Source organism: Synechococcus sp. (assembly GCF_982614295.1).
The window spans coordinates 1-10,999 of the sequence record NZ_CEXBMR010000054.1 but is presented as its reverse complement, the minus strand read 5'-3'; the positions used below and the strand labels follow the sequence as shown (position 1 = coordinate 10,999).

The window sequence follows — 10,999 nt, the reverse complement described above, 5'->3', positions numbered from 1 at the left end:
TATCGGGTTGGGTGGCAGCTAATGGGGGCAATATCCGCCACGCTGATCACCACACAGATGGAGGTGCTGGTTTATTTCTTAGCAGGATCGAATGGGACCTAGATGGCTTTGGCCTGCCGCGTGAGGCTATTCCTGCAGCAGCAACTGCTCTTGCCCAGCGGCTTGGTGGTGATGGCCAATTGCACTTTTCCGATCATCTGCCTCGGGTGGCTCTATTTGTTAGTAAGCAAGACCATTGCCTGCTAGATCTTCTCTGGCGCACTAAGGCTGGTGAATTGCCGATGCAGGTGCCCCTTGTGATTAGTAATCATCCGGATTTGCGGCAAATAGCTGAGAATTTTGGCGCCCGGTTTGAGCTACTTGAAATCAATGCCGCCACAAAAGCAGAAGTAGAACAACGTCAATTAACTTTATTAAGGCAGGAAACTATTGAGCTGGTGGTGCTTGCTAAATATATGCAGGTGTTAAGCGCTAATTTTTTACAGAATTTCCCAACGGTAATAAATATCCACCATTCTTTTCTGCCCGCTTTCACGGGCGCGCGGCCCTATCAAAGGGCCTGGGAGCGCGGTGTGAAATTGATTGGTGCCACCGCCCACTACGTAACGGAAGATCTAGATGCAGGGCCGATTATTGAGCAGGCCACTGTTCATGTGAGCCATCGGGATGATGTGGAGGATTTAATCCGTAAAGGCAGGGATATGGAACGTTTAGCCCTTTCACGGGCAGTGAGATTGCACATATGCGATCAGGTAATGGTTTATCGCGGTCGCACAGCGGTGTTTGACTAGCTCAATGCGGTTTGCAGCCATAAATACCTGGGTGCAGGGGCAACGGCCGGCGGCAGCCACGGCATCGGGCTGGATTGCATTTCAATTTGGCGTTTTTTTGTTGCCCAGCAGTTTGTTGCTGGCGGTGCCGCCTCTGTTTTGGGCCCTGTTGCAAGGCAGCCGTTGTAAGCGGCGCCCGTGGTGGAACGATCGCCTTAACCGCGTTTTTTTATTGATCGCAGTGTTAATGCTGCTTGGTGCAAGCCGTGCATTCAGTGGCTGGTTGGCTTGGTTTGGCCTAATGAATTGGCTGCCATTTTTTTGGGGTTTTTGGGGTTTCCAGCCCTATGTAGCCACCGCTGAGGGGCGACGGCGGATCGCTTTGTTATTTGTTTCCGGCACGCTACCGGTGATTTTTACCGGTCTGGGCCAGTTATGGCTTGGCTGGAGTGGTCCCTGGCAAGCCCTTGGCGGTTTGTTGATTTGGCATATGGCCCCAGGGGGCATGCCGTCAGAGCGGTTATCGGGCTTATTTGATTACGCCAATATCGCCGCTGCTTGGTTGGCATTCAGTTGGCCTTTGCTTTTAGCTGCAACATTTGAATGTTTCGCCAGGTTTCAGGCTGGTAAAGCCCGCTGGCAGCTGCCGCTGTTGTTGATTTTTCTAATTGCTCAATTGACAGCCCTTTATCTCGCCGACTCCCGCAATGGCTGGGGAGCAGCAGTGCTGGCCTTGCCTTTGGTGCTGGGCCCGGCCCGTTGGTTGTGGTTACTGCCGCTAATCCTGCTGTTGCTATTACCGGTGGGATTTGCTGTGTTGCCAGTAATCCCGGATTTCATACAACAGCCCGCCCGCGCTTTGGTGCCAGAGGCGATTTGGGGCCGGCTTAGCGATCTGGCTTTTAGTGATAGACCCCTAGCTTCCACCCGCTTGGGGCAATGGACGGTAGCGGCGGGATTAGTTGCCGAACAACCCTGGCTGGGCTGGGGGGCAGCTGCTTTCAGCTTGATTTATCCCTCGCGAACGGGGGTATGGCATGGCCATCCCCATAATTTGCCCTTGGATCTAGCGATCAGCCACGGCTGGCCGGTGGCTGTGTTGGTGGTGGGAGTAGTGGCTTGGCTTTTGTTGCGTTCTGCCCGCTTGGGTATGGCAACTGGGCCTGTATTTGAGCGTGCATGGTGGGCGTCAGTATTAATTTTGGTGTTACTACATTCCAGCGATTTGCCGCTCTACGACGGGCGAATCAATGTGGCCGGTTGGTTATTACTGGCTGGATTACGCCTTAAATCCAGTTAATGTTACTACTGCTAAGGGTTGTGACCCCATTAATTAGTGCGATCATTTCGTCTTGATTTTTACCACTTAACTGTAGGTTGCCGCTGTTATTGCGATCCCAATAAAGCGAAAGATTGCCACTGCTAACAGTTGTTAGATAGCTACCACTGAGGAGCTGTAATTTATCATCGATTAAACTAAAATCAGTAATCAGTGCGTAGTCGCTGCTTCCAGAATTGGCTTTCAAATTATCGTTGTAAAAGACACCTCTTGAATCGCCAAGTACAAACACATCCTTGCCGGCACCTCCAGTAAGTGTATCTATTTGCCCCTTCCCTAATCTAACGGCGGTGGCGCCTTTTTTAACCACTCCGGTAATTATATCGTTACCATCTCCACCTAAAATTTTATCGTTGCGAGTGCTGCCCCAAAGTACTAAATTTAATGGTGTTGAGGCTTTAGATGTATCAGCAATTGATACAGTTGCAGTAGATCCAACCTGCAAAGTGCGCGAAGAATCAGAATATAGTTTTATAGAAAGCGCTTCAGTACCTTCTGTTAATAGATCATTCTTTATTGTATGAGAGAAAGTAAATTTACCAGTAGAATCTATTGCGCCTTCTCCAGTGAGGGAGCCTGCTGAGAAATCTGCAATTGTTATTCCAGTGCCACTTAATGCGTAATAAAGTTTGCTGCCAGTTACAAGATTAGTTGTGGTAACTTTACTCGTAATAACTGCACCTTCATTAATGCTGCTTGCCGATGGGGTGAGGGTGTAGGAAGTAACAGGTGTTTGCGATGTATCTTTGATGATTACTGATGCAGTATCCCCAACCTGTTTTGTACGCTTACTATCCGAAAAGAGTTTGATCTCCAGGGTCTCATCACTCTCTGTCTTTAGATCGCTCTTGATGGTGTGAGCAAATTTAAATGCACCCTTGGAATCCACCTTTGCTAAACCAGTTAAGGCACCTTTGGAGAAGTCACCCTTATCGATGCCAATACCACTTAAGGAGTAATAAAGTCTTGTTCCTGACTTAACACCAGTTGTAGCGACAGTCGTAGTTAGTACAGCACCTTCATTGAGCGTGGTTGCTGATGGGGTAAGGGTATAGGTGGGAGTCGTAGAGGTTTTAGATGTATCAGCAATTGATACAGTTGCAGTAGATCCAACCTGCAAAGTGCGCGAAGAATCAGAATATAGTTTTATAGAAAGCGCTTCAGTACCTTCTGTTAATAGATCATTCTTTATTGTATGAGAGAAAGTAAATTTACCAGTAGAATCTATTGCGCCTTCTCCAGTGAGGGAGCCTGCTGAGAAATCTGCAATTGTTATTCCAGTGCCACTTAATGCGTAATAAAGTTTGCTGCCAGTTACAAGATTAGTTGTGGTAACTTTACTCGTAATAACTGCACCTTCATTAATGCTGCTTGCCGATGGGGTAAGGTTATAGGTGGGAGTTGCTGTTGGTGGGATACCATTTATTTTACTGATAGCAGCCGCCACATCCAATCTACCTCCGCTTAAAGTTTTTCCAGAAAGGGAATTTGTTGCTACCGCTGATTGCAATAGTGCATCTTTTAGTTGTTGCGCAGTTGCCTGTGGCGCAGCAGCAGCCATCAAAGCTAAGGCTCCTGTTACGTGGGGAGTAGCCATAGATGTTCCACTATATGTGCCGTATTGATTGCCAGGTAATGTAGATAGTATCGAAGATCCCGCCGCTCCAAGATCTACACTTACTGCACCATAGTTAGAAAAACTAGATAATGCACCAGTGCTTGTTAATGATGCAACAGCTATTACATTTGAATTTGTGTAATTTGAAGGATAATTTTGATAGATATCATTGTTATCACTAATTCCATCACTGCCTCCATTGCCCGCTGCTGCAATGAATAGTAGGTTTTGATCACTCGCTCGTTTAATACTATCTGCCAAAGCTTGCGAATATCCGCCGCCGCCCCAAGAGTTATTCGTTCCAATAAATCTGCATGATTCGTTGCGACTGGTGGCCTGTACTTTTGCTGTAGTAAAATAATCTGTGGCTCTTACCGCAGAACTTAGAGAGCCGCTGCCTGCACCGCTCAATGTTTTTAGAGCGATCATTTGAGTCTGCCAATTTAGGCCTGAAACGCCAGTATTATTGTTACCTATTACTCCAATTGTGCCCGCAACATGAGTTCCATGACTGTTATCATCATAAGGATCATTATCTTTATTGACAAAATCCCAACCAATTAAATCATCGATGTATCCATTGATGTCATTATCTTTACCGTCTTCCCAGCCAGACTGATTATTCAATAAATCTCCAGCATCTATATAGCCATTCGTGTTCCAATCCTTGAGATTTGCGCTTGGGTTTGTTAAATTGATACTGCTGTTTAAATCTCGAAATGTTATTAAGCCATCTTTGTCTGTGTCTTGCAGAAAGGAGAAGAAGCTCAAGCTTCGGATTTCTCCCTGATTTAGCCAAATATTTAGGTAAAGATCTTGGTGAGTATAGTCAATTCCACTGTCAATAATACCCGTTACTATTTTGCTGCTACCAATATAATTTTGATCCCACGCGGTTGTTGCCTTGCTGCCATAATTACCTTGCATGCCCCATAAATTATTAATCTTTGGGTCGTTGCTCATAGCTTGGATACTTATAGTTTGATTTGGTTCTGCGAATATTACTGTTGCTTCATTGCTGAACTCTTTCTGTAACTGACTTAGGCTGCGGTTACTTTTTTTATTGATTACTACTTCCAGAACTCCAGTGCCACTGGTTTTCATGGCTTTTGTATGCAGAGTTTCAACCACCTCTGTTTCAAGTTGCTTATGAATTTGGGCTCTAATTGTAGTTGTAGCTTCAGCAGACCATTGCACTAACAGTTCATCTTTTGCTAGGGCTTCGGTTTTTTTAAAGTGGCGTGTTCGAGTTTCTTCAGGGGCAGCAAACGTACTTGCAACCTTCAAAGAAGCTGATTTTGCTCCTTTTTGGGCGAATTCTATTTTTGCCATGTTGTGGTACCTTTATGTGTTTTGACACTAGCAGCAAACCGTTAAATTTTGCCCCCCAAATGACCCACCAAGGTGGCCTTAGCTAGGGGCCCCTCCAGGTGATCCCAAGGCAGCACCACCGAGGTGTTCCAGGTGTTATGGATTAGTTCCTGCCAAGGCGGCAGGGTATTGGCATGCTCTCGATAGGCCTTTTTCCAACCCCCTAGGCTGTTGTTTTGGCTGCCAACTGCTGCAATAACTGGCGCTAAGCGGCGATCAGAACGGGAAAATAGGGCCTGAATCACACTCCAGCCATAGCTTTCAGGCCGCAGTTCAATCCCCTTTGGTTGCAGGCGTTTGGCAAGTAGCTTTAGGCGTTTTTCTGCTTCTGGCCGCACGCCATACCATTGAAAAGGGGTATGGGCTTTGGGCACAAAAGTGCTAACTCCAAGGGATAAACGTAGGCCGGGGGTTGCTCTTTTAAGGGCTATTAAAAGATCAGCAGTGGCTTCCACATCGCTTTCTTCTTCTGTTGGTAAACCCACCATTCCATATAGCTTTAGGCCTGTTAATCCGCCCTCTTTTGCATATCTGGCAGCGGCATAAATTTCATCAGTGTTTAGTTTTTTATTAACTACTTCCCGCATTCGCTCGCTACCGCTTTCAATCGCAATCGTGAGCGATTTACCACCTCTTTTTGCGAGGATTTGAGCTAATTGAGGCGTAACAGTGGCGGCGCGCACTGAACTCACACTTAGGCGAATACCATCAAAACGATCTTGAGCTAGCCAGCTGAGTAGATCGTTGAATTGAGGATGCTGGGTAACGGATGCACCGAGCAGGCCAAGCCGGGCAGTGGCTTTTAAACCCAGTTCCACCGCTGGGATCAGGTTTGCTTCTAGTGATGGCGTGCGAAACGGCAGGGTTAGGTAACTGGCTAAGCAAAAGCGGCATAACTCCGGGCAACTACGAACCACTTCCACCATATGGATTGAGGGCCAGGCAGCTTCTGGAGTGATTACTTCTGAATGGGTGAGGTTTTTCCCGCGCCAGGTTTGTTTAGCCACTGTTGCTGGAATGCCTGCCTCTATAGGTTCCACTCGTTCCAGCACACCTTCTTTGGAATAGCGCGGCACATAAAGGCTCGGCACATAAACGCCAGGCAGCTGGGCTAGTTGTCGTAAGCGTTGGCTGCGTGTTGCATTGCGATGCAATTGCAGCGCATCAATAAATGCTGGTAGAAGATCTTCTCCATCTCCAAGCAGCACCACATCAAAAAAAGGTGCTAACGGTTCTGGGTTTGCAGTGAGAACAGGGCCACCGCCAAATACAAGGGGATCGTTTTCACCTCGTTGGCTTGCCCAGATCGGAATTCGCTGTTGTTGCAGAAGATCAAGCAACACAGGGCCATCTAGTTCCCAACTCAAGGAAAGACCAAATAGATCGCAATGGCGATGCAATGGGTCGCCTTGATCTGTAAACAAACGGCGCACATCCACATCAGGCCGCTTGGCAAGGGTTGCCCATACCACTTGATAGCCCAAGCTTGTGATCCCAACGCTGTAGGTGCTAGGGAATGCCAGCACTGTTTTCAGTGCCCCCAGCTGCGGCTGGGCTGGTTCAAACAGCAGGGTTTCCTGGTTCAGGGTGTTAACAGGCTTTGCATTAACTCAGTTTGGCCTGGCGGCCTAGTTTGGGTGTTATTTCTGTAAATGCATTTCCCAATCCTTGGTGGATGCTCGGAATTAAATAGCAAAAAAATCAAAAAATCAGATAATCAGGCTTCAAATGCTGTACGCTTTAACGTACGTTATTATAGGAAAACTATGGCGAGCATTACGGCTACGGAGGCTCGCAAGAGGCTTTATGCCCTAATTGATGAAGTGGGGCAGTTTCATGTAGCCGTTCAGATCACTGGCAAGCGCGGTAATGCCGTACTGCTTTCAGAGCCCGACTGGCTTGCCATTCAAGAAACTCTGTATTTGGTTTCGATCCCTGGGATGCGCGACTCGATCCTTGAGGGGATGGACACTGATGTTCATGGGCTCAGCAGCGAACCAGGTTGGTGAGCTGGAGTGTTTTGTTCACCAAGCAGGCGCAGAAGGATGCCCGCAAACTTGCTTCTGCTTCGCCAACGCTCAAAGCCAAAGCGCAGGAGCTGCTAGATGTGATCGCCCAAAATCCCTGCCAGCAACCGCCGCCCTACGAGCTTCTGGTGGGTGATCTACGTGGAGCTAGCTCCAGGCGCATCAACATCCAACATCGGCTCGTCTATCAGGTGCTTGATAAAGAACACATCGTGAAAATATTGCGGATGTGGAGCCATTACAACTGAACTCTACTAATGCAGGCATAATAAGTACGAACGTTTTTAAATGTAGGTTTAATTAATTGAAATTAAATTAGGAGAAGTTTAGATAGAAGCTGCAGCGTAAGACCTATCACTGATAAGCCTTGATTTGATCAAAATTTAGATAGCGATAGAGCTCTTGCTGGTTTGGATCGATTTTTTTTACTGCCATCGCAAGGTATATATCTTTGCTTGGAATCCTGCCGAGTTGAGCACACACCGCCGCCAATTCTGCGCTACCTAAATACACCTGGGCACCATCACCAAGGCGGTTATTAAAATTTCGGGTACTAGTGGAAAATACCGTGGTGTTGTTTTCTACCCTGGCCTGATTGCCCATGCATAGGGAACATCCAGGCATTTCCATGCGGGCACCACTCGCTTCAAATATTGCGTAGTAGCCCTCCTCTTTTAACATCGCTTCATCCATGCGGGTAGGCGGGCAGACCCAGAGTTTTGCGGCATTTGCTCCCTCGTCTTTTAATAGGGTTGCAGCGGCGCGGTAATGGCCAATATTTGTCATGCAACTGCCAATAAATACCTCATCAATTTGATCGCCAGCCACTTCGCTAAGGGTTTTTACATTATCTGGATCGTTGGGGCAGGCAAGAATTGGTTCAGTGATTTGATTTAGGTTGATTTCAAGCACCGCTGCATATTCGGCATCCTCATCTGCCTCAAGTAGCACTGGATTTGCTAGCCACGCTTCCATCGCTTTGATCCGCCGCAATAAAGTACGGCTATCGCCATAACCTTTGCTAATCATATTATTAAGCAGAGCAATATTACTGCGCAAGTACTCACTTACTGTGGCGATACTCAGCTTGATTGTGCTGCCGGCGCAGCTGCGTTCCGCGGTGGCATCAGTTAACTCAAATGCCTGTTCTAATTTTAAATCTGGTAGCCCTTCAATTTCCATAATGCGGCCAGAAAAAACATTTATTTTGTTTGTTTTTTCTACTGTTAGTAGCCCTTGCTTGATTGCCATATAGGGAATTGCATTCACCACATCTCGCAGGGTTACACCTGGCTGCAATGAGCCGCTGAACTTCACCAGCACCGATTCCGGCATATCCAATGGCATCGCTCCGATCGCTGCCGCAAAAGCCACCAGGCCGGAACCGGCCGGGAATGAAATACCTAAAGGGAAACGGGTGTGGCTATCACCGCCGGTTCCAACAGAATCGGGCAGCAACATGCGATTTAACCAGCTGTGGATGATGCCATCACCTGGCCGCAAGGCCACGCCCCCTCTGGATTCAATGAAATCTGGTAATTCGGCGTGGGTTTTGAGATCTACCGGTTTGGGATATGCGGCGGTGTGGCAAAAGCTTTGTAATACAAAATCAGCGGAAAAACCCAGGCAGGCCAGTTCTTTCAATTCATCACGGGTCATCGGGCCTGTGGTGTCTTGGCTGCCAACGGTGCTCATCAACGGTTCGCAGCTGCTGCCAGGCCTAACTCCAACAAGCCCGCAGGCCTTACCCACCATTTTTTGCGCTAAAGTAAAACCCTTAATACTTTCAATAGTAGAATTTGGGCGTATAAATACATCAGATATTGGCATGGCAAGTTGCATTCTTACCTTGTCTGTTAAGGCGCGACCAATTAATAGTGGTATACGCCCGCCCGCCTGCACCTCATCACATAATGTTGTTGGTTTTAATGCAAATTTAGCGATTATCTCCCCGCACTTTTCTTCTCCAATCGCTCGCTCTATCGTTCCTTCATAGGGCCGTATTGTGATCAAATCACCTGTATTTAATTGACTTACATCACATTCAATAGGTAGTGCCCCTGAGTCTTCAGCGGTGTTGAAAAATATCGGGGCGATTTTATTCGCTAAAATCACCCCACCGCTTCGTTTATTTGGAACATGGGGAATGTTGTTGCCAATGTGCCACAACACCGAATTAATTGCTGATTTACGTGAACTTCCAGTGCCTACTACATCTCCCACATAGCAAATCGGATAACCCGTTGCTTTTAACTTAGTTAATTCCTCTAAACCCCCTGGCATGCGCGTTTCCAGCATCGCTTGGGCATGTAACGGAATATCTGGACGGGTAGTGGCATGGGTGGCAGGTGATAAATCATCGGTGTTTGTTTCTCCTGCAACCTTGAATACTCGAACGGTTATTTCCTTCGCTAGGGGCGCCTTTTTGTTAAACCATTCAGCTGCCGCCCAGCTATCAACCACCTGCTTTGCATATCGATTACTAATTGCTAATTCCATTACATCGTGATATGCCTCATAAACAAGCACCGTGCTGCTTAACGCTTCCGCTGCAGCTGCCGCAATCGTTTGCTTTTGGTTTGATAGCAATTCAATTAGAGCTGCCACGTTGTAGCCGCCGATCATTGTGGCGAGCAGCTGCACCGCCTTTTCTCCACTCACAAGCGGGCTGGCTAGTTCATCTTTTGCTACCGCTGCCAACCAGCTGGCCTTCACATAGGCCGCCTCATCCACCCCAGGGGGGATTCGTTCACTCAGCAGCTGGAGCAAGAAGGTGCCTTCCCCCTCGGGTGGTTGCTGCAATAACTCAGTAAGCGCTTGGGTTTGTGCGGCATCAAGTGGCAGTGCTGGCACACCGAGGACTTCACGGGCACTAGCGGCAGCGCGATAGGCGATGAGCATCTGCTATTCAAATTATTTGTTCCTATTCTTCACCCTTTAGGGTGCAAAGGAGCTGGCACCTGTGCCCCGTTATGCAGCCCACCTCTGATCTGCATGTGGTGGAGACCCGCCCACTGGTGGCTCCCGTTATTTTGCAGAGCGACATGCCCCTCACCGAAAGGGCTGCCCTCACTGTGCGTAATACGCGAGCGCGGATCAAACGCATCCTTGCGGGAGAAGACCATCGCTTACTGGTGATCGTTGGCCCCTGTTCTGTTCACGACCTTGGTGCTGCGGAAGAATATGCAGGTGCCTTGGTGCAAATCCGTGAACGGTTGCAGGCGAGTTTAGAAATTGTGATGCGGGTTTATTTCGAGAAGCCTCGAACCACCGTTGGTTGGAAAGGATTGATTAATGATCCCCATCTCGATGGCAGCTACGACATCAATACAGGTTTGCGGCGAGCGCGCAATTTGTTATTGCAGTTTGCTGAACGTGGTTTACCTGCTGCCACTGAACTGCTTGATCCTGTGGTGCCCCAATACATCGCTGATCTAATCAGCTGGACCGCCATTGGCGCCCGCACTACTGAAAGCCAAACTCACCGGGAGATGGCTTCTGGTTTATCGATGCCAATCGGCTATAAAAATGGCACTGATGGCAGCCTCACTGTTGCAATTAACGCAATGGAAGCCGCTTCTCGCCCCCATCATTTCCTTGGCATCAACCGCCAAGGCCATGCAGCCATTGTTTCCACCACCGGTAATCCGGATGGTCATTTGGTGTTAAGGGGTGGTGGCAGTGGCACCAACTACCACCCAGAGGCGATCTCTGCAGCTGAAAATCAGTTGCAGGCAGCAGGTTTGCCCCACCGGGTGATGGTGGATTGCAGCCATGGCAATTCAAATAAGGATTACCGCCGCCAAGGGGAGGTGTTAGAAGCGGTGGCAGCCCAGGTAAAGCAAGGCGGCAGTGCAGTGATGGGAGTGATGCT

8 protein-coding genes are annotated in these 10,999 nt (G+C 48.2%); 5 read left to right on the top strand and 3 right to left on the bottom strand.

Going from position 1 to position 10,999, the window contains the following annotated elements:
- Window positions 1-791: formyltetrahydrofolate deformylase (gene purU, locus AC2JC8_RS08780; RefSeq protein WP_484594551.1), on the top strand; the 791-nt coding region annotated here is incomplete at its 5' end.
- Between the two features lie 4 nt (window positions 792-795).
- Entirely contained in the window at window positions 796-2,070 is a 1,275-nt protein-coding gene (locus AC2JC8_RS08775) for an O-antigen ligase family protein (RefSeq protein ID WP_484594550.1), read from the top strand.
- Here AC2JC8_RS08775 and AC2JC8_RS08770 read toward each other — a convergent pair.
- The gene (locus AC2JC8_RS08770) at window positions 2,057-5,059 is read right to left on the bottom strand and encodes a S8 family peptidase (RefSeq protein ID WP_484594549.1); all 3,003 of its coding nucleotides are present in this window, start codon (window positions 5,057-5,059) and stop codon (window positions 2,057-2,059) included. The two genes, AC2JC8_RS08775 and AC2JC8_RS08770, sit on opposite strands and share 14 nt — an antisense overlap.
- 41 nt (window positions 5,060-5,100) lie before the next feature.
- A complete protein-coding gene (locus AC2JC8_RS08765) occupies window positions 5,101-6,624 on the bottom strand; it encodes a B12-binding domain-containing radical SAM protein (RefSeq protein ID WP_484594548.1) in 1,524 nt (507 codons plus the stop codon).
- 240 nt (window positions 6,625-6,864) lie between these two features.
- Here AC2JC8_RS08765 and AC2JC8_RS08760 point away from each other — a divergent pair, with 240 nt between their 5' ends.
- Window positions 6,865-7,107, top strand: a complete 243-nt coding sequence (locus tag AC2JC8_RS08760; RefSeq protein WP_484594547.1) for a type II toxin-antitoxin system Phd/YefM family antitoxin — start codon at window positions 6,865-6,867, stop codon at window positions 7,105-7,107.
- Window positions 7,104-7,373, top strand: coding sequence for a Txe/YoeB family addiction module toxin (locus AC2JC8_RS08755; RefSeq protein WP_484401952.1), 270 nt, complete (start codon window positions 7,104-7,106; stop codon window positions 7,371-7,373). Before AC2JC8_RS08760 ends, AC2JC8_RS08755 begins: the two co-directional genes overlap by 4 nt.
- Before the next feature lie 106 nt (window positions 7,374-7,479).
- On the opposite strand, the gene acnB is transcribed toward AC2JC8_RS08755, so the two are convergent.
- A complete protein-coding gene (acnB, locus tag AC2JC8_RS08750; protein ID WP_484594546.1) occupies window positions 7,480-10,026 on the bottom strand; it encodes a bifunctional aconitate hydratase 2/2-methylisocitrate dehydratase in 2,547 nt (848 codons plus the stop codon).
- A 71-nt stretch (window positions 10,027-10,097) separates the two neighbouring features.
- On the opposite strand from acnB, the gene AC2JC8_RS08745 reads away from it, so the two are divergent.
- Window positions 10,098-10,999 (top strand): 3-deoxy-7-phosphoheptulonate synthase (locus tag AC2JC8_RS08745; protein WP_484594545.1); only part of this gene is annotated, 902 nt, incomplete at its 3' end.

Excerpts from the sequence above, each read along its gene's own strand:
- AC2JC8_RS08775 (WP_484594550.1), top strand. The coding sequence starts at position 796 with ATGCGGTTTGCAGCCATAAATACCTGGGTGCAGGGGCAACGGCCGGCG.
- AC2JC8_RS08770 (WP_484594549.1), bottom strand. The coding sequence starts at position 5,059 with ATGGCAAAAATAGAATTCGCCCAAAAAGGAGCAAAATCAGCTTCTTTG.
- AC2JC8_RS08760 (WP_484594547.1), top strand. The coding sequence starts at position 6,865 with ATGGCGAGCATTACGGCTACGGAGGCTCGCAAGAGGCTTTATGCCCTA.
- acnB (WP_484594546.1), bottom strand. The coding sequence starts at position 10,026 with ATGCTCATCGCCTATCGCGCTGCCGCTAGTGCCCGTGAAGTCCTCGGT.